The following is a 17,861-nucleotide window of genomic DNA, read 5'->3' on the forward strand; positions in this document are numbered from 1 at the left end:
TTGTTTTATACTATAATGAAAGGATTTATCAACGCCATCGCTATTATATTTTTTGCCCAGGCTGCAGTAGCCCAGGCGCCTAAGAAAAAGGAAATTCTCCCTGCCGATGTACAGATTCGTGTAGCCGTGCTGGCAGCACCGAAAGAGTTCCGTGACAGTGCTACTGTGCTGGGTTATACACCGGAAGGTAAGTTGACCGTGCTGCGCCAGGGCACTAACGATATGATTTGCCTGGGCCCTAATCCTAAACAGGCCGGTGTTTACGTATATGCGTACCCGAAGCGCCTGGACCCATTCATGGCCAGAGGTCGTGAACTGGCAGACGAAGGAAAGAATATCAAACAAAAAGACGAAATCAGAGAAGCCGAAATCAAAGCAGGCAAGCTTTCGTTTCCGCAGGACCCTACAGTATTGTATGGTTACTGGGGTAAGGACGAAGACCTGAATCCTGCTACCGGAGAAATCAAAGACGGCTTACGCCGCTACGTAATCTATGTGCCTCACGCCACAGGCGCCAGCACCGGATTACCTACCGCTCCTAACCTGCCAGGCATGCCGTGGCTGATGGGCGCCGGTACTTACAAGGCACATATCATGGTAAACCCTGCAAACATGGGTCATAGTCACTAAAGACTAATCAAATTATTATGGCATTACATTTTTCATTTACACGAAGTGTAAATGCGGGGCTTCTTATCCTTATACTTTTACCGGTAGCCGCCGCCGCACAGGATAAAAAGGCATATAAAATCGCTGGAACCGTTTATGAATCAAAGGTGACCAAAGGCAAACCGCTGCCTTATGCAGCGGTGTCAATTCCGGCCTATGGTATCACTGCTCAAACAGATGCCTATGGCCGTTTTGAGCTGGCTAACGTGCCATCAGGAGCAGCTAACTTACATGTGCGCTTTCTCGGCAAGGTGACGATAGACACTTTGTTGCAGATTAATAACAATATGGATCTCAACTTCACGCTCCGTAATTCGGATTTCCGGTTAACGGAGGTGAGTGTAACGGCGAAGTCGTCCAGCGGCAGCAACGGTACTGCGTCCAGGATATCGCGGGCGGCCATTGATCACCTGCAGGCAAACAGCCTGGCGGATGTGATGGCGTTGTTGCCCGGTGGTGTAACCACCAATCCTGACCTTACCAATGCTAAAACCATTACTATACGTAACGCCTACTCGGGCAATAATCCGGTGGATGCGATGAATGCCTTTGGTACGTCCATCCTCATGAACGGTGCACCGATGACCAATAATGCCAACCTGCAAACGTTGAGTCCTACCGTAAACGGTGGCACCGGTGCGCTGGGTGGTGGCGCTTCTCCCAGCAATGGTTTTGATGTGAGAGGTATTTCTATGAACAATATCGAGTCCGTGGAAGTGATCCGCGGGGTGCCGGGTGTGGAGTATGGAGATGTGACCGCCGGCGTAGTAATAGTGAATACCAAGGCAGGTGAGCAGCCACTGAGTATACAGGCGCGCACCAACCCGAATGTATATCAGCTGAGTGCCAACAAAGGTTTCAATTTAGGAGAGCGCAGCGGCGCCCTCAACCTGGGTGTGGACTACTCTTACAATACCAATGATCCTGTACAGCAATACCTGAAGTACCAGCGCTTTACCGGCAGGGCCATGTATTCCAATACGTTTTTCCATCGCTTGTCGTCCACTACTTCGCTGGACCTGATTTATGGTAAGGATACACGTAATCAGAATCCGGACGACCAGGTAACCAAAACCCGCAGCAGCGGGCAGGATGTAGGCCTGATCTTCAATACCCGCGGAGCGCTGAAGTTTAACGACAGCTGGCTGCGTACCCTCAACTATGTGGCAAGGGTAGGTTATACGGCCAGAAACAGTTACTATGAAACGCAGTATACATCTGCTATCGCGCCGTATTCTATGACTACCAACGACGGAAGTATACTCACGAATCGTCCGGGTACGGATATCTATGATAACAACGGTAATAAGCTCACTACCGCCAATCCGGGGGATCAGGGAAAATATGCCGTTTATCTGCCCAGTACTTATATGGGGGCTAATAATATCAACGGTAAGGAGTTTAACAGCTTTTTTAAAGTAGCAGCTACTTTCTTTAATAAAATTGGCGCTACCAATCACCGTTGGATCTTAGGGGCTGATTTTAAAACGGATAAAAATTATGGAGATGGTAAAACTTTCTCTGATACAGCGCCGCCTTTGCGCAGCAATGCCAGCCTCAATGCGACTTTCCGCCCGAGGGCTTACCGTGATATCCCTGCTTTAAACCAGCTGGGGCTGTATGCAGAGGAGAATTTCAATACCCGCATCGCCGGCCGCCGCCTGGACCTGACAGCAGGTTTGCGTTATGATCAGTTCAGTGGCAACCGCAATGCTTTATCTCCCCGCTTAAATGGTAACCTGGAAATTATCCCAAGAGTACTGAGCATTAACGGAGCCTATGGTAAACTGGCGAAAGCCCCGTCTACCTTATATCTATACCCGGAACAAGCTTACTTTGAATATGTTAACATCAATGAAATCGGCAAGGCCGGCATTCCTGCGGATCAGCAGGTGTTGATGACAACTACCAGGGTATTCAATACCGAAAACAAAGACCTGGAAATTGCGAAGAATGAGAAGGCAGAAGTAGGCATACGATTGAACGTAAGCCAGGCTACCCTGCGCCTCACTGGTTACCAGGAAAAAATGAACAGTGGCTATACGCTGGGTCATTCTGTCAATGGCTACCAGCCGGTGACCTGGAATGAATACACCCGCGTGGGCGATGGTTCCCAGCCTATTTACCAGCTGGCTGCCAGCAACCCTGTACTGGCAGGCTACTTTATGCCTACCAACAACCTGGTGGCTAAAACCCGCGGCCTGGAAATGGATCTGGACCTGGGCCGCTTTAAATCCATCCGTACCGCCTTTGTGCTCAATGGTGCTATCCTGCGCACAGAAAGCTACAATAAGGATTACACCTACTTCGATGATTTCAGCACCAACGCTGCTGCCTCCAGAACACATATCGGACTGTATCAGCCGGGCATGCTACACCGTTATGATCAGTCGGCCGTTACCAGTTTACGCGCTACCCACAACATTCCCAAGCTGGGCTTTGTGGTAACGCTCACCACGCAGGTGATATGGACGGAAAGTAACTGGACGGAATATGGTAACGACAGCATCCCTGTAAAATATATCTCCAAAAATGATGGGCAGGTATATGATTTTGATCCGGCAAGAAAAGATGAACCGGAGTTTAAATCGCTCATCCGCAATACTAACAGGAACGCTTATACGAAAGAGTCGTATCCGCCGTTGCTTACCTTCAACGTGAACATCACCAAGGAGATTGCAGATTATATGCGGGTATCCTTTTTGGCCAATAATATGTTCAGAACTTACCAGCGTGCGGAGTCCGACCGTTCACCGGGAACATATGTACAGAGAGGTAATAAGTTCTTCTTTGGGTTGGAATTATCGCTGACACTATAATAATAGCGTATGAATTATTTAAAATTACTGATAGCTGCTATCCTGGTACCGGTACTGTTTGCCGGTTGTAAGAAAGTACTTGATGCAGCTGACACGGAAATAATAGGAACCTACACGGTGAAAGTGAAGGCTACTTCTACCACTCCGGGTATTACTGATACCGAAGGGTTGAAAGTGACTTTCGAAAATTTTGCGGAAGGTACTAAGGTAGAAGATACATTGGGGGCAGATGTAACTGCTGTAGGCGGCCTGATACCGGGTTTGTACAGTATTAATGTAAGCGGCCGCGTGCTCGACGCCAATGGTGATGTGTATTACCTCAACGGTGCTAAAATCAATTATCCTATCACGCAAAATGGTGCGGTGATTGAAATTGATGTTTCCGGTTTAAAGGTCAGTCCGCTGATTTTTTCTGAGATCTATTACTCAGGTACTGCTACCAATTATTTCAGAAATCAGTTTTACGAGGTATACAACAACTCCATTGACACTATTTATCTCGATGGTTTATACTTCGCCAATCTTACTCCTGCTACGGCTACACTAACCTTACCGGTATGGCCTGCCACTGATGGTAACAATTACGCCTATGCGGAAAGGATCTGGAAAGTGCCTGGTACGGGCAGGCAATATCCGCTGGCCCCGGGGGAATCGTTTGTGATGTCGCAGCTGGCGGTGAACCATAAGCTGCCCCAGTATAATCCTGCTTCGCCTATCGACTGCTCTACCTCCGAGTTTGAGTTCAATATGAACAATCCTACATTCCCGGATAATCCTGCAATTGATATGTCGCATGTGTTTTATAATGGCAGTGCTTCCAAAGGGACTTTACCACAGTACCTTACCTCGGTATTCGGAGGGGCATATGTGATTTTCCGTGTGCCGCAAGGGGAAGCGTATGATCCGGTAAACAATGCTGAGTTGAAAACGAGGAACCTGGGAAGTACGTCCACCAGCTTGTTTGCGAAGATTCCTATCCGCTATATTCTGGATGCAGTAGAGTGCGGACAGAATCAAAACATGATAGCCGCCAAACGTGTGCCTGCTGTGCTGGATGCAGGGATGACCTACGTAGGTGCTACCTATAACTCACTGGGTGTAGCACGTAAGGTAGGGGCGGAAAATGTGGATGGAACGCCTATCTATACCGATACCAATAACAGTACGGAAGATTTCGAACGTGGCCTGGTGCCGGTATTCCGCCGCCATGGTTCAAAGATGCCTTCCTGGAATCCTACGAAGTAAGTAGCTATAATCGCAAAAGAGATGAAGAAATTATATATCACGATGATGCTGGTAGCTGCGGGTGGTGCAGCGGTAGCACAATCACAAAATACCAATACACCTGCCAGTTACGAACTGCGCCAGCAGCGTAGTTTGTGGGAGCAGTCGGGCAATCCTGCCGGGCTTAAGCTGGACCGGCCTTACCAGTTTTCTACCCTGAAAGCTGGCTATGAAGGCTATGACGGAGACTTTCGTCGCCCGCAGGAAGGAGCTTCCGGCAATCGCCAGCTGGTGGAAACTGCCGGTGGGGTTTTTCTCGACAGCTTTTATCTCTCCGGAAAATTCAGTTATCGCAGAGAGCAGGTGAAGGATGCAAAATTTAATGCTTCCATCATAGATCCGTTTCGTGGCATGCCGTATATTATTGCTGACCTGAATCCGAGCGATTGGATCCAGCAGCATTACAACCTGCAATTCCAGGTGGCCAGTCCTACCTATGGCCGCTGGTCCTGGGGCCTTGGCGGCAGCTATAATGCCAGCAGCGGCGCCAAGCAGCGCGATATCCGCACAGAAAATTACTATTATGCCATCACGGTAACGCCTGGTGTGGTATACTCCATATCTCCCAAACACCATGTGGGATTAAATGCGACGTATAAAAACACGAAGGAAGAGGCTTCCATGAAGAATGTAAATACCTATGTAGATCAGGTGTATTACGAACTGTTTGGACTCGGTACGGCGGTGAGTCAGCTGGGTTCAGGGCGTACCAACAACTATGAAGGCGATAGCTGGGGCGGCGGCCTGCAATACCAGTACAAAGGTAATGTGACACTGTTGGCTAACCTGAACTACCTGGTAGAAGCGGAAGACCTGATTATTTCCTTCACCACGCCGCGCGACGGTGGCTCTGTGCTGCGCAAATTGTGGCAGGCGGGCATCGGATTGCAAAAAGAATCTGATAAGTTGCTGCATACCCTGCAGGCGCAGTACTACAACCGCCACATTGATGGTATTCAGTACGTAACTCAGCGTGATAATTCCAGTGCCCAGCAAGGCTGGGTTACACTGGCAAAATACATCCGGTCTACCTACAAAACGCAGGAGCTGGGACTCAATTACAGCATCACTGGTAAGAAAGGTCATGATGACTATTCCTGGAAGGCTGATTTTGCTGCATTATATAGCAAGTTGAATGACGAATATATATTGCCGCATTCCTGGAAGAATACGGAGAATGTATATTTCCAGGTGGGTGGTAAGAAAAACTTTTCACTCGGTGGCGACCGGGAAAGCCGATTGCTGGTGGGCCTGCGCGCGGGATACAATCGTAATCTGAATGGCAGTTATCAGTACAACGGGCAACATCCGGAATACCCAACTGTAACGGAGCTGGAAACAAACGATTACCGTTACCTGGCTTCAGATTTTGTACGTTTCGAGTTGCCGTTAACATATAGCTTGCATATCGGAAAAGATAACAAGCGCGTACTTTTTGTAAATGCCTACGGCAGGTATACAAAAGCTAATAGTTTTGATTTCAATAACCGGTATACTTATGGTGGATCGGTGGGAGTGAACTTTTAAACTTACAGGACACCGGAATGCTACGGGTTTAATCTCAGTAGAGCCGCAATGCTTGCGGCTACTCGCTTTAAACCCGTAGCATTGCGGCTCTACGGTTCAAATCAATTATTACAAATGGAAAACCGCGCTGGTACCCGGTTGCAGGTGTATTGTCAGTTTATCCCCTTCCAACTTATATGTCTTTGGTTTTTGTTCGAACCGAACTGTTTTATATGGCCAATGCAGCACTACTGATCCATTCTTATTAGCCAGCACTGTTACTTGTGTGAGTTCCCCATTTTCCACGGTAGCACTATATATGTGCCCATCTTCACCTCTCAGCTGCTTAAAACTTACATTTAACCAGGTGGCCGGTATGGCCGGAAATAGTGTGGTAACGCCATTATGCGTTTGCAGCAGCAGTTCGTGTATGCCTTGTGCATAGGCGAAATTTCCTTCTAACGTGAAGGGGTTATACGTAAATCCGGAGTATTGTCCGCCTTTCTGGTCGCCGTTGAGGTGAAAGCTGTTGGCGCCAACGAAGTTGCCGGCAAACCTGCGCAGCATGGATACGGCGCTGTCGCCATTACCGGTTTGTGCATACAGGCAGGCGGCCCATGCGAAGGAGTAGCCTACCCATTGGCGGGTACCTTTTTTCTCCATCCAGGCCAGGGAATGATCGATGATGGCTTTCTCCTTCGGATTGTTATAGGAGATAACTTTCAGCGGATAGATGCCGATCATATGGCTGTGGTGGCGGTGGGAGTGGTTCAGCGGTTGCCCCGGGGCTATCAGCAGGCCGGTGGTATCGGTACTGAAATAGGGGTACTGCGCCAGTTCTGAGGTGGTGGTCTTCTTACCGGTGGCAGCTTCGTTGATTTCAGCATATTTTTCAAAGAAGAAGCGTACCAGTGCCAGGTCGTAGTTGGTGAACTGCGGGAACCAGGCTTTGATATTGTTGTCATTGAATTCCGGTGACGAGCTGAGTGGGTGTTTATATTGACCGCTAACGGGGTCGGTTATACGAAGCGCACGTAAATAGGTAGCTACTTCATCGAACCAGGGTTTGCAGCGGGTGAGCAGGAATGTTTTATCGTTGCTGTATTTCCATTGCCAGTAGAAGTGTTGGGACAACCATGCCGCCGTGGTGGGGCTCAGGGAGTACTGTATCCAACCGCCCATGGGCTTGGCGGAGATGGTGCTAACACCGGGCACGTTGAGGCCGTTGACGCCGAAGTATTGTTTGGTCCAGCGTTTATTTTCCCCGCGGGTGTTCCACAGCCAGTTGGTGAAGCCTGCGGTGAGGTCCAGGTGGTTAGCTGTATAGCCGGGCCAATAGCTGAGTTCGGTGTTGAGGTCGTGGTGGATATCACCTTTCCAGGGTGGCAGCTTGCCGTTGTCGGCGGTCCATACGGCCTGCAGGGTGATGGGTGGGGTGTTGTTGCGTGCTACCGCGCCGAACTTATACATGTCCAGGTAGTATTGCTTTGCAAGCAGGGTATCGGGCAGTTGTACACTGGATTTTGCCCAGTATTGCTTCCACCAGCTGGTATGTGCCTGCAGGGCTTTATTAATGAATGCCTGGCTAAGGATTGGCGTTTGTGCGTTAGCGTTATGAGTGATGGTCCAGCTACCGGCGAGGCGGTTGTTGGGTAGTTGTTGCCAGCGTACGGTAACTTCGTAATACTGCCCATTATAGGTAGGCTGGTGGTAGTGTAAACTATTGGCTGTGGTGGTGACTTTACCAGCGGCGTAGCCGAGGCGTTGCAGGCTTTGTCCGTCCACGGAGTTGGTGGCTTGCGTAGCGGCGTTGCCGGTATACGCCGGGGTTACCAGTGTGGGGGTGAAGTTGGCCGGCGCATTGTCTATGATGAAAAGTCCATAGTCGGAGTTTGCCTGCACGAAGGTGTGGAATACGCACCCATTGCGGAAGCGGATGGTGTTAGTGCCCGTTGCAATATCCAGGGTATTGCTTTGTATCTCTCCCAAACCTGCGAGGGGAAAGGTAATAGCAGCGCCAGGTATTTTGGTAGGAGCAGCATTGGTTTCGTAGGGAGCATCGCCGGCGGCTTGAGCGGAATCGTACTGGTTGTGCTTAACCTTTTCGGCTACCCATTTAAAAGTGAACTGATCGATGCCGGGCATGGGGCGGTCGTCCCAGAGGTCGGCGCGGTCAAGGGAGAGCTTGAGCAAGTCTTTTTCTTTCCATACGAGGGCGCCCAACATACCATTGCCGAGTGGCATGGCGTCGTACCAGAGGGTGGCGAGTGTGTCTGATTGCAGGTTGTACGCAGGCTTGGGCTGCGCGAAGGAGTTAGTGCTAAATAGTGCTACGGCAGCTGTTTTTAGCAGCAGCAGTTTTTTCATATTCATTGTTCAGGTTTGTGATCCGAAACTAAGATAACGGAAAAAAGCTGCTGCAATTGAAAAATTGGATGGATGGGATCAGTCGTGTACTACCATTTGCCGGTACATTTTATAGTCGCCATCGGCCTGGCGGCGCCATACGTTAATACTTTTGCCGGTAACAATACCCTTGTTATCGCCGGCTTTCCAATGTACTTTATAGTAGCCGTTGACGAGTACAAAATCTCCCAGATTTTTCAGGCTGGAGATATTAATTTCCACCTGGTCGATGCCTACGTTAGGATCTTCGTGTACCACATAGTAAGCGTTGATGGAGTCAATGCCCTGGATGGCAGTGGCGTAGTAGGGCATGTAAATGGCATCGGTGGTATACAGACGAGCCATGTTAGCGCCATTTCTTTGCTTTACATTATCCTCGAAAGTATCATTTTTCGCATCGATCAGTTTTTGAATTTTATTTTTTTCGGGAGATGGAATGGCTTTCTGCAATACGGTGATCGTGGGAAATACTTTGCGGTCGATATAGCCGGTGCTGCCCTGGATCTGGGTGAGTAACGCGGGACTGGCGGGCGAAGTAATGTCCCAAATCTGCATGTATTTAGCGTGATAGATATAGGGTGCGTTATCGCCATACAGCAGGGTGGTGGTATAGTTACCGATTTCTATTACATGATTTTTCAGCACCTGCACATCGGTGAAGGTATGGGCAGTGTTGCTATGCTTTACAGAATCCAGCCAGGCGCTGATAAAGGTTTGAATGGCGCCTTTGCCATAGAGAGTGGGGTTATATTCCGGCATTACCACGGATTTGGTGTGGTAGTAGGTCATGATGCCGTTGAGGTCGCGGGTGGCCCAGGCATTGTCGATCAGCTGGTTAATAGCCGTGAGTTTGCTGCGCCAGTCGACCTGTGCATGACTGCCAATGGGCAGGGCAAGGAGCATTATGATTAACAATGGCTTCATATAGTTGGGTATTAAGGGTTTTTGGGAGATGTATCGTTGTTACTGATAGTATAACAAAGAAACTGAAAAATTGATGAAGGATTAGTGCAGTAAGTGTTATTTTCCTGCTAAAATCCCCGGCTTCTCAAAAAGAAGGAATTGTGAAATTTTACCCTTCGCTATTTGAAAATTGGGAAACAACGCTTTAATTGCTGTTTTAAATTAAAATGCTATGATATTGGATGTTCAGCCATACAACAGGCTTGGTCAGTATAAAATTGGAGCAGGAAAGCAGGAGATCAGCCAGCAGCTGGACGGTGATACCCATGATATAACCGATGAGGCTTCGCAGGATGCCTATCCGCATCTGGGGTTGACGTTTGATTATGATGAAGAGGGGCATTGCGTGAGTATCAGTGCAGCGGTGCCGGCGGAAGCAATGTATGAAGGGCGGAATTTACTTAAAACTACTTTTGCCGATATCCGGGATCGCTATCCGAATTATACCCGTATGGGAAACAATGGGGTATTATTAGTAGACATTGGCATCGGTTTAACTTTTGCTAATCCGGAAAATCTGGACAAGCAAATGCCTATGGCGGTAAGTATTTTTGCGAGGGAGGTGATGGAAGAACAGATCAGGGATTTGGAAAGGTGGTATAGGATGTCGTGTTAATTAATTCAATAATACAAAAAACAGGCAGTGAATATTTTTTACTGCCTGTTTTTATTTATGGACATGGTTGGTTAAACCAAATTTATTTCCACCGGTATATTACTTTTCACCGCTTTCGAATACGGGCAGGTATTATGTGCCGTGTTCACGATCTGCTGTGCTACCTCTTTTTCCAACCCTGGCAGCGCTACGTTCAGGCGTGCCCGTAAGCTAAAGCCACTGTCGGAAGTTAACAGGTCTACTTCGGCATCTACTGCGGTGTCAGCTGGCAGCCTGGTGCCGAGGGTATGCGCCGCAATGCCCATGGCGCCAATGAAGCAGGCGGACCAGCCGGCGGCAAACAGTTGTTCTGGGTTAGTACCTTTTCCGCTGCCTGGTAAGCCGAGTTTAATTTGCAGCTGCTGATCATCGCTGCTGGCTGCGCCTTCGCGGCCGCCGGTAGTATGTGTTTTACCTGTATATAAAACTTTGGTATTTGTTGCTGTTTCCATGCTATTAATATTTAAGTTGGTGATTGAACTATTTTTGTAAGCTGGCTGCAATGATAACTTGCGCGACTTCTTCAGGATGCGAAATAAACACGGCGTGACTACCTTTTATTTCAGTGATTTTGTCGCCGGCTCTTTCATACATTTTGCGTTGCACCCAGGGAGAAAGCGCGTGGTCTTCAGTAGACAATACCGCATAAGCAGGTTTTGTTTTCCAGGCGGCATGTGTAACCGGTGTGCCAAAACAGGCGGCGTATATAGGTCCCTGTGAGGCGGCCATGAAGTCGGCTTCCTCTTTACTCAGGTCTGCCGCAAAACCTTTATGGAACTGCTTTTTGTCGAAATAAAGTATGCCGTTTTCATCCGGGGGAAGAATGCCTGAGCCTTCCATTTTTGGAGCACCTTCGGATTGCTGTGCGCTGTTCTCCCCTGCATCCGGCTGAAAGGCTGCAATGTATACCAGCGAGGCAACTTTCGGATGTACACCTGCTTCTGTGATCACCGTGCCTGCCCAGGAGTGGCCTACCAGTACCGAAGGGCCGTCTTGTTTATCCAGTATTCTGTTGGTAGCGTCCACATCATCTTTCAGGGAGGTGAGCGGATTTTGAACTACTGTTACGTTATATCCTTTCGCCGTCAATATATTATAGAGCTTCTGGAATCCGGAGCCATCTGCGAAAGCGCCATGTACCAATACTATGTTTTTAATGGGCTTACCACCAGGGCCTGCCGCCAGCAGGGTTACAGGGATGCAAAATAAGAATAGGAGCGTGAGTTGAACGAATGATTTCTTCATGTCTGTTGTGTTTAAATATATCGGGCTTTTTAGTGTAGCCGTTACTGTAATAATTATTATTGATTAAGATTTGTTTTTGTTGCTGCAAGGATTTTACCGTCGCTGTTGCGTTGCAGAAATCCGATCAGTTCCCAGTCCTGGGTGTTGAATCCGGCAGGAGTTGGTACCATGGCGAGACTCGCTCTTTTAGGGTCTATGCTGGTCAGTTGTTTTACAATCTGCACATGACTGAGTTTTCTACCTGCATTTTCACCGGCTCTCACATTACTCTGCGCATTTTTCTGCACCAGTGCCAGGAGCAACCTGGTATTTTTCTGGGGAGATAAAGGCGCCCACGATACAGAGAGGCCGCCAGCTGCCGGCGTAGCCTTCAGGTTCAGTGTTTCGGGTGGGGTGGCCTCCAGTGCCTGGTTGATAGCGTAGGTGATGTTAGCCACGTCGGAGCCTACGTACTGACTCCGGCCGTTGACTACTATCTGCGGCGTATACACGGTATTCAGGTTGAGCCAGCCAGCGTATTCTTCCTGTCTTTCAGAAAAAATATGTTGACTAAAACTGTCCTTCCAGCCCTGATGGTCCCAGTAGTCCACGTGGAAGGCGAGGAGGTACAGCTGTTTGCCATTGCTTTCCTGTTCCAGTTTTGCCAGCAGCTCATCGGCTGGGGGGCAGCTGGAGCAACCTTCGGAGGTGAACAGTTCTACTACGGCAAACCCTTTGGAGCTGTCGGTGCTGGTAACCAGCGGGCCGTTGTTGGTGCGGTACAGCGGGTTACAAGCAGCAAACAGCGCGGAGAGTGACAAGGCGGCGGAGATGATGATAGCTTTCATATACTTAATTTTTTTAAGGATCAGTAAGGATCGCATGGATACCATGCGTGGTCAAGTGTTTGAATAAAGTTTGTACGGGCGGTGGCATCTGCGGGCCGGAAGGCCGGCTGGTTATATACATCCACAGAGTAAGCGGGTGGCTGTCCGTTGGCGGTGGGCTGCATATTTACCGTTTCTACGCGGAGCAGTTCGCCGTTGATATAGCTGCCGAACCAATATTTATTATCCTGTTCGCGGTAGGTCACCAGTTTGAGCATGGCTGCCGGTTGCGTGTTATTTTCTATTGCAGCTTTATTGCCGTATAGCATCGCTACTTCATTATCTTTTTCGTTGATGATGGTGGTGATCACGTGCATGCCGCTGTCGTTAAATGCGAATGGTCGGATGGCAGGTGTTTCTTTTTTTGCGGTGCAGCTGGCGATGACAAAGGCCAGTATTGCCACAGTGAATACATTTATAACGCGCATGGCTATATTAATTTAAGGTGGATAGATCGAAGATACCGCCGGTTTTAGCAGCTGCCTTATGGCAGGTGGCGCAGGACTGTGCTACCAGCAGGGTGGTGGTGGGTTTGAGCGTTTTGGTTTCAAACTTGGCGTAGCCCCAGCCGTCGGTACTTTTATAGCGTTCGGCGTTTCTGACCATGAACTGTACGTTCTGGAAGTTGCCGGGATATATGTAGCCGTCGTTACCCCTTTCCTTATCCCATACTACCTTGGCGATCACGGCACCGTCGGGCCATGGGTGGATCTGCTTTTCCCGGATGGCTTTCATGGCAATCGGATTGGCGTACATCACGCGCATGGTGGTATTATCAAACCGGGAGGTGGTGCTCATTACTTCCCACTGTCTGAACTCGGGCATGAACTGTATGCCGGTGAGTGAGGTGGGCAGTGGGTTGGGCAGGGTGGCTGCGGGTTGCGCTATGCTGTCTTGTTTTACTGCCGTTACCGTTTTCTTTTTAGTGAGAAGGTAATTACGCAGGGTGGTCAGTTCGGCGGCACTTACGCTGGCGTCGCTGTGAACGGCGGCATACGAAGGCAGTGGCATGGTACCGGAGTTGATCATGTTATATGCTTCCCAGAGCGCCGCTTCCCGGGCGGCGGGTGCCAGTTTGTCCCATTCGGAAAAGTTCAGGTGCTTACGGGCAGTGAGAATGTCGTTACGCACGATGGAGGCCACTCCCGGCAACTTATCGAACCATTTCAGGTTTGCCGTGTTGGAATGACAGGGGTAGCATGCACGACTAAAGATCTCTTTCACTGCTGCCGGTGCTTCGAGATCGCCTGTAACTGGCGGGTTATCGACCAACTTGGTAGTAAATGACAGGGCCGCTGTTACTGCAAGGACGATGCCTGCGGATACGCTGATAATTTTGAGCCGGTTTGATATTTTCATATGCCGTAGTATTATGACACAAAGAGAAGAATTGTTGATCTGCTGTTGAAACGTAATACCCTGTATCCGGCAAATAAAGGGGTGAGCCGGACAGATGCCGGGGTGAATCCATCGCCCTTTTTAAGGTTCGTATAAAGAGGTTTCCGGAGCTTGCCGGGCTTGCCGGCTGGCTTGTCCGGTTCGGTCGCCAAATGGCCGGATTCGGGGCTGATTTGCGCCTGCGACAGATGAAATACGATTATCTTTGGTTCACTATGAGGAAAAAACAGTCATTTAAAATATCTGGGCGGATCATATGGCTAAGCTCCCTGTTTCTGGGCGTCATTGTTTCGTTACCCAGCCTGATCCAGCACCAGTACAATTTATACGAGGTGATAGCCAATTCGATGATAACCTTTCTATTTTCATTGTTTGTATGGTATTTCAATATCTATACATTACCCGTGTATACTTCCAGGGAAATTGCGCGGGGATTTGCTATTTATCCCCTGATCAGGAATCTGCTGGTAGGCGTGGCAGTGATGTTCCTGCTATCCTATATCCAACAGCAAATTCTTACACATATTAACTTTGGGCCGGTAATGCTGATGTTTGAGGTACGCGGCGTGCTGATCAACCTTACCTTTTATATGTTTATCCACCTGCTATATCAAACCTACCAGGGGCAACGGGTAAGTATTGAGCTGGAACGCAGCAAAATGGATAACCTGGCCGCCCAGTTTGAACTTTTGCGCCAGCAGGTGAATCCACATTTCCTGTTTAATACCCTCAATACGTTAAAGTATATGGTGGAAAGCGGGGATCATAACAGTGTGGACTTTATTTTGAAATTATCCGATTTCTACCGTTTCACGCTTGAAAACAGAAAGCTTGACCTCATCCGCATGTCGGAGGAACTGAAAATTTTACAGGCCTACGTTTATTTACTGAAAGCCCGCTTTGAGCATGGGTTTGAGGTAGATTTGCAGGTAAGTGAAGCACATAAAGCCACCGCTGTGCCGCCGTTTACTTTACAGCTGCTGGTGGAAAATAGTATCAAACATAATGTAGTAGCACCGAACAAAACACTATACGTAAGGATTTATTCAGAGGGGGACTATATAGTGGTAGAGAACAATGTACAGCCTAAGATTACGCCGGAATCCTCCACCGGTATTGGACTGGAGAATATAAATGAACGATATCAGCATCTGCTCGGAAAGAACATTGAAATCTTACCAGATAATAAAAAATTTATTGTAAAACTTCCGGTAATCGATGAGGATAGTAATAATTGAAGACGAAATTAAGGCAGCAAAGTCGCTGGCAGGGCTGATTGCCAAAATCCGCCCGGAGGCCACGGTAGAAACCATGTTACACAGTATTGAGAGTGCAGTTGACTATTTAAACAACAATCCGCCACCGGACCTGCTGTTTATGGATGTGCAGCTCTCCGATGGCTTATGCTTTGAAATTTTCCGGCAGGTGAAGATCTCCAGCCCGGTGATTTTTTGCACCGCCTTCGGCGAGTATTCGATGGATGCTATCAAATCCAATGGGGTCGACTATCTCCTGAAACCTTTTTCCACCACCGACCTGGAAGCTGCCTTCACGAAAATGGATAATTTCAGGAACTTTTTCCAGCAGCGGGAGCAGTCCGACTGGCAGGAGCTGATCAGGCGGCTGGACAAGCCGGAAAGCAAAACGAGCTTCCTGATATTCCACAACAACAGGTATATGACGGTACGTACGGAGCAGATTGCCTATATCTTTATCAAGTACGATGCGCCTTATATTGTAACGTTCCAGCAGCAGAAATACATCATTTCCCAGACACTGGAGCAGCTGCAGGCACAATTATCTCCCCGGCAATTTTACCGCCTTAACCGGCAATACCTGATCAATTTTGATGCAATTAAAGAGGTAGAACATTACTCCGGCCGGAAACTGGCCATACACCTGGCAGTTCCGGCAGAGGAACAGCTGACTGTTGGGAAAGATAAGATGACGCAGTTTTTGCAGTGGATGGAAAACAGGTAATTGTAAATACAGCATACCAGAATAGCGCCTTACTGACCATCAGTACGGCGCTTTTTTATTTTGGGAACGGAGTTGCAAAGCTTTTAATGCAGGTAATTGTATAAAAATTGAACGCTTTTTTTTAGCTTTAAGAACTGATATAAAAGCTATGGCTATTCCACGTCTTACCCATGAAAAGCAACTGCTGGCTGAAATTGCCCGGGGGGACCGTCATGCTTTTAAAGAGATTTACGACCATTACTACCCACATATCTATCAATTTGCTTTCCGGCTGTTGCAGTCCAGAACGCTGTCCCAGGAAGTGTTACAGGAAACTATGCTCAAGCTGTGGCAGCAGGGGGACCGCCTGCCTGCTATCCTTAACCTGGATGCCTGGCTGCACCAGGTGACCCGCCATCATGCGATTGATCTGCTCCGTAAAAGTGCCGTATCGGCCCGGGTGCAGGCTGTAATCAGGGATAGCTATGACGACAGGCACAATGAAACGGAAGAAAGCATTTTGCTGAATGAAACCCGGAAAATTCTGGAAGAGGGTATCCGCCAGCTGCCACGGCAGCAGCACCTGGTGTACCAGCTTTGTCAGCAACAAGGTATGAAATACGAAGAAGTAGCCACCCTGTTGAATATCTCTCACGGCACCGTACAAACGCACATGAAACTTGCCCTCAAATCCCTGCGCCGCTACATGCAGGAGCATACCGATATCGCCGTACTGCTCATCATTCTCCACCTGTTGTAATTTTTTTTCTACTTCGTTACCTCGATGTTCCCGCTGGTTCGTCAATAGGATATAGCCTGCCAATGAAGGCCGGCTGATGACTCACCAGGATCTAATGGAAAAAGAGAGACTTCGTTACTTATTCCGGCAATACCAGCGTCATTTCCTGAGCGCCGCAGAGCGGGAGGAATGGCTGGCAGCCGTCGCAGATGATAGTCTGGACGGGATGCTGCATGAAATAGCTGCGGAACAATGGGGCAACCCCGAAGCAGCAGCTGACCCTTTGCCGGAAGAAGTAGCCACCAACTTATATACATCCATTGTTGCACACCCTCAGCCGGCAAGGATACGGCGCCTGTGGCCCCGCCTGGCGGTGGCTGCCTCTCTGCTTATCTGCTGCCTCGTAGGAGGATACCTTTACCGCGAAAGTAATGTCAGGTCACATCCTGCTATTGCACAGCAGCAAACAGCCATCACTCCGGGCGCTACCCGTGCCACCTTAACCCTGGCCAATGGCCGGAAAATAATCCTGTCAGCAGCCACGGAAGGGGAGATTGCCCAACAGGCCGGTATCCAGATTAAGAAAGAAAAAAACGGTGTGCTGGTATATGAGGTTAGTGAAAGTGGGGAGGCGGATGTCCATTCAGTGAACACATTGTCCACCGCAAAAGGCGAAACCTATAAAATTATCCTGCCCGATAAAACTGCGGTATGGCTAAACGCTTCTTCCTCGCTCACCTATCCGGTGCGGTTTACGGGCACCGACAGGCAGGTGACCCTCACCGGGGAAGGATACTTTGAAGTAGCCGGTGACCCGCTGCATCCTTTCAAAGTGAGCGCGGGTGCGCAGCAGGTAACGGTGCTGGGTACACAGTTTAACATCAACGCCTATACGAATGAACAGGTGATCCGCACCACCTTGCTGGAAGGAAGTGTAAAAGTGAGTGCCGACCATGCAGTGGCCATTATGCAACCGGGGCAGCAGTCGACCCTCCGGAACGGCGAAATAGGCGTACGCACCGTTGACACTGATCAGGCCACCGCCTGGAAAGACGACCAGTTCGTATTTGACGGTGAAAATATTGCCTATATCATGCGTATGATGGAAAGGTGGTATGATGTAACGGTGGTGTATGAAGGTCCTGTGTCGCAGGAGAAATTCTATGGAGGTATATCCCGCTATGAAAATGTATCTGAAATATTGAAAGTATTAGAGTCAACCAAAAGTATATCCTTTAGGATAGCAGCAAAAACAATTTATGTTAAAACAAACGAAACCAAAAATCAGCTGAAGTAATCGTAAAATCCATCGTTATGAAAGGAAGTATTCCATGTTAAGCAGTTGAAATGAC

General features: G+C 48.7%; 16 protein-coding genes. 9 read left to right on the plus strand and 7 right to left on the minus strand.

The annotated features are described in order from the left end of the window. Positions 1–15: 15 nt before the first annotated feature. Genes KW844_RS23490 through KW844_RS23505 form a run of 4 tightly spaced genes read left to right on the plus strand, consistent with a single transcriptional unit; the run spans position 16 to position 6,299 of the window. A complete protein-coding gene (locus KW844_RS23490) occupies positions 16–630 on the plus strand; it encodes a hypothetical protein (RefSeq protein ID WP_218379234.1) in 615 nt (204 codons plus the stop codon). Between the two features lie 17 nt (positions 631–647). Beyond that, the gene (locus KW844_RS23495) at positions 648–3,488 is read left to right on the plus strand and encodes a carboxypeptidase-like regulatory domain-containing protein (protein ID WP_218379235.1); all 2,841 of its coding nucleotides are present in this window, start codon (positions 648–650) and stop codon (positions 3,486–3,488) included. A gap of 9 nt (positions 3,489–3,497) precedes the next feature. Continuing rightward, positions 3,498–4,733, plus strand: coding sequence for a DUF4876 domain-containing protein (locus KW844_RS23500; protein ID WP_218379236.1), 1,236 nt, complete (start codon positions 3,498–3,500; stop codon positions 4,731–4,733). Between the two features lie 21 nt (positions 4,734–4,754). After that, entirely contained in the window at positions 4,755–6,299 is a 1,545-nt protein-coding gene (locus KW844_RS23505; RefSeq protein ID WP_218379237.1) for a DUF6850 family outer membrane beta-barrel protein, read from the plus strand. A gap of 108 nt (positions 6,300–6,407) precedes the next feature. Here KW844_RS23505 and KW844_RS23510 read toward each other — a convergent pair whose 3' ends face one another. Together KW844_RS23510 and KW844_RS23515 are read right to left on the minus strand one after the other, a co-directional pair. Then, on the minus strand, positions 6,408–8,645 hold the full coding sequence (locus KW844_RS23510; RefSeq protein WP_218379238.1) for a glycoside hydrolase family 95-like protein: 2,238 nt from the start codon (positions 8,643–8,645) through the stop codon (positions 6,408–6,410). A gap of 78 nt (positions 8,646–8,723) precedes the next feature. Further along, positions 8,724–9,608, minus strand: coding sequence for a DUF4440 domain-containing protein (locus KW844_RS23515; protein ID WP_218379239.1), 885 nt, complete (start codon positions 9,606–9,608; stop codon positions 8,724–8,726). A gap of 211 nt (positions 9,609–9,819) precedes the next feature. On the opposite strand from KW844_RS23515, the gene KW844_RS23520 reads away from it, so the two are divergent. Continuing rightward, entirely contained in the window at positions 9,820–10,263 is a 444-nt protein-coding gene (locus KW844_RS23520) for a hypothetical protein (RefSeq protein ID WP_218379240.1), read from the plus strand. A 71-nt stretch (positions 10,264–10,334) separates the two neighbouring features. On the opposite strand, the gene KW844_RS23525 is transcribed toward KW844_RS23520, so the two are convergent. From KW844_RS23525 to KW844_RS23545, 5 genes are read right to left on the minus strand one after another with little or no spacing between them, the layout of a single operon-like run. Then, positions 10,335–10,754: an organic hydroperoxide resistance protein gene (locus KW844_RS23525; protein WP_218379241.1), complete on the minus strand. Its 420-nt coding sequence runs from the start codon at positions 10,752–10,754 to the stop codon at positions 10,335–10,337. 28 nt (positions 10,755–10,782) lie between these two features. Continuing rightward, a complete protein-coding gene (locus tag KW844_RS23530) occupies positions 10,783–11,547 on the minus strand; it encodes an alpha/beta hydrolase (RefSeq protein ID WP_218379242.1) in 765 nt (254 codons plus the stop codon). Between the two features lie 56 nt (positions 11,548–11,603). Further along, a complete protein-coding gene (locus KW844_RS23535; RefSeq protein ID WP_218379243.1) occupies positions 11,604–12,374 on the minus strand; it encodes a thioredoxin family protein in 771 nt (256 codons plus the stop codon). 20 nt (positions 12,375–12,394) lie between these two features. Beyond that, the gene (locus KW844_RS23540; protein WP_218379244.1) at positions 12,395–12,841 is read right to left on the minus strand and encodes a hypothetical protein; all 447 of its coding nucleotides are present in this window, start codon (positions 12,839–12,841) and stop codon (positions 12,395–12,397) included. Between the two features lie 7 nt (positions 12,842–12,848). Then, positions 12,849–13,772, minus strand: a complete 924-nt coding sequence (locus KW844_RS23545; protein ID WP_218379245.1) for a heme-binding domain-containing protein — start codon at positions 13,770–13,772, stop codon at positions 12,849–12,851. A 254-nt stretch (positions 13,773–14,026) separates the two neighbouring features. On the opposite strand from KW844_RS23545, the gene KW844_RS23550 reads away from it, so the two are divergent. The 4 genes from KW844_RS23550 to KW844_RS23565 all read left to right on the plus strand — a co-directional run bounded on the left by KW844_RS23550 (position 14,027) and on the right by KW844_RS23565 (position 17,806). After that, a complete protein-coding gene (locus KW844_RS23550) occupies positions 14,027–15,049 on the plus strand; it encodes a sensor histidine kinase (RefSeq protein ID WP_218379246.1) in 1,023 nt (340 codons plus the stop codon). Continuing rightward, positions 15,030–15,791, plus strand: coding sequence for a LytTR family DNA-binding domain-containing protein (locus KW844_RS23555; RefSeq protein WP_218379247.1), 762 nt, complete (start codon positions 15,030–15,032; stop codon positions 15,789–15,791). The genes KW844_RS23550 and KW844_RS23555 overlap by 20 nt, the downstream gene beginning before the upstream one ends. A gap of 148 nt (positions 15,792–15,939) precedes the next feature. Beyond that, complete coding sequence (locus KW844_RS23560) at positions 15,940–16,530, plus strand: RNA polymerase sigma factor (protein WP_218379248.1); 591 nt, start codon at positions 15,940–15,942, stop codon at positions 16,528–16,530. Positions 16,531–16,624: 94 nt separating this feature from the next. Further along, positions 16,625–17,806, plus strand: coding sequence for a FecR family protein (locus tag KW844_RS23565; protein WP_218379249.1), 1,182 nt, complete (start codon positions 16,625–16,627; stop codon positions 17,804–17,806). Positions 17,807–17,861 lie beyond the last annotated feature (55 nt).

This window comes from Chitinophaga sp. sic0106, from assembly GCF_019219075.1.
Lineage (GTDB): Bacteria > Bacteroidota > Bacteroidia > Chitinophagales > Chitinophagaceae > Chitinophaga.

Excerpts from the sequence above, each read along its gene's own strand:
- KW844_RS23490 (WP_218379234.1), top strand. The coding sequence starts at position 16 with ATGAAAGGATTTATCAACGCCATCGCTATTATATTTTTTGCCCAGGCT.
- KW844_RS23495 (WP_218379235.1), top strand. The coding sequence starts at position 648 with ATGGCATTACATTTTTCATTTACACGAAGTGTAAATGCGGGGCTTCTT.
- KW844_RS23500 (WP_218379236.1), top strand. The coding sequence starts at position 3,498 with ATGAATTATTTAAAATTACTGATAGCTGCTATCCTGGTACCGGTACTG.
- KW844_RS23505 (WP_218379237.1), top strand. The coding sequence starts at position 4,755 with ATGAAGAAATTATATATCACGATGATGCTGGTAGCTGCGGGTGGTGCA.
- KW844_RS23510 (WP_218379238.1), bottom strand. The coding sequence starts at position 8,645 with ATGAAAAAACTGCTGCTGCTAAAAACAGCTGCCGTAGCACTATTTAGC.
- KW844_RS23515 (WP_218379239.1), bottom strand. The coding sequence starts at position 9,608 with ATGAAGCCATTGTTAATCATAATGCTCCTTGCCCTGCCCATTGGCAGT.
- KW844_RS23520 (WP_218379240.1), top strand. The coding sequence starts at position 9,820 with ATGATATTGGATGTTCAGCCATACAACAGGCTTGGTCAGTATAAAATT.
- KW844_RS23525 (WP_218379241.1), bottom strand. The coding sequence starts at position 10,754 with ATGGAAACAGCAACAAATACCAAAGTTTTATATACAGGTAAAACACAT.
- KW844_RS23530 (WP_218379242.1), bottom strand. The coding sequence starts at position 11,547 with ATGAAGAAATCATTCGTTCAACTCACGCTCCTATTCTTATTTTGCATC.
- KW844_RS23535 (WP_218379243.1), bottom strand. The coding sequence starts at position 12,374 with ATGAAAGCTATCATCATCTCCGCCGCCTTGTCACTCTCCGCGCTGTTT.
- KW844_RS23540 (WP_218379244.1), bottom strand. The coding sequence starts at position 12,841 with ATGCGCGTTATAAATGTATTCACTGTGGCAATACTGGCCTTTGTCATC.
- KW844_RS23545 (WP_218379245.1), bottom strand. The coding sequence starts at position 13,772 with ATGAAAATATCAAACCGGCTCAAAATTATCAGCGTATCCGCAGGCATC.
- KW844_RS23550 (WP_218379246.1), top strand. The coding sequence starts at position 14,027 with ATGAGGAAAAAACAGTCATTTAAAATATCTGGGCGGATCATATGGCTA.
- KW844_RS23555 (WP_218379247.1), top strand. The coding sequence starts at position 15,030 with ATGAGGATAGTAATAATTGAAGACGAAATTAAGGCAGCAAAGTCGCTG.
- KW844_RS23560 (WP_218379248.1), top strand. The coding sequence starts at position 15,940 with ATGGCTATTCCACGTCTTACCCATGAAAAGCAACTGCTGGCTGAAATT.
- KW844_RS23565 (WP_218379249.1), top strand. The coding sequence starts at position 16,625 with ATGGAAAAAGAGAGACTTCGTTACTTATTCCGGCAATACCAGCGTCAT.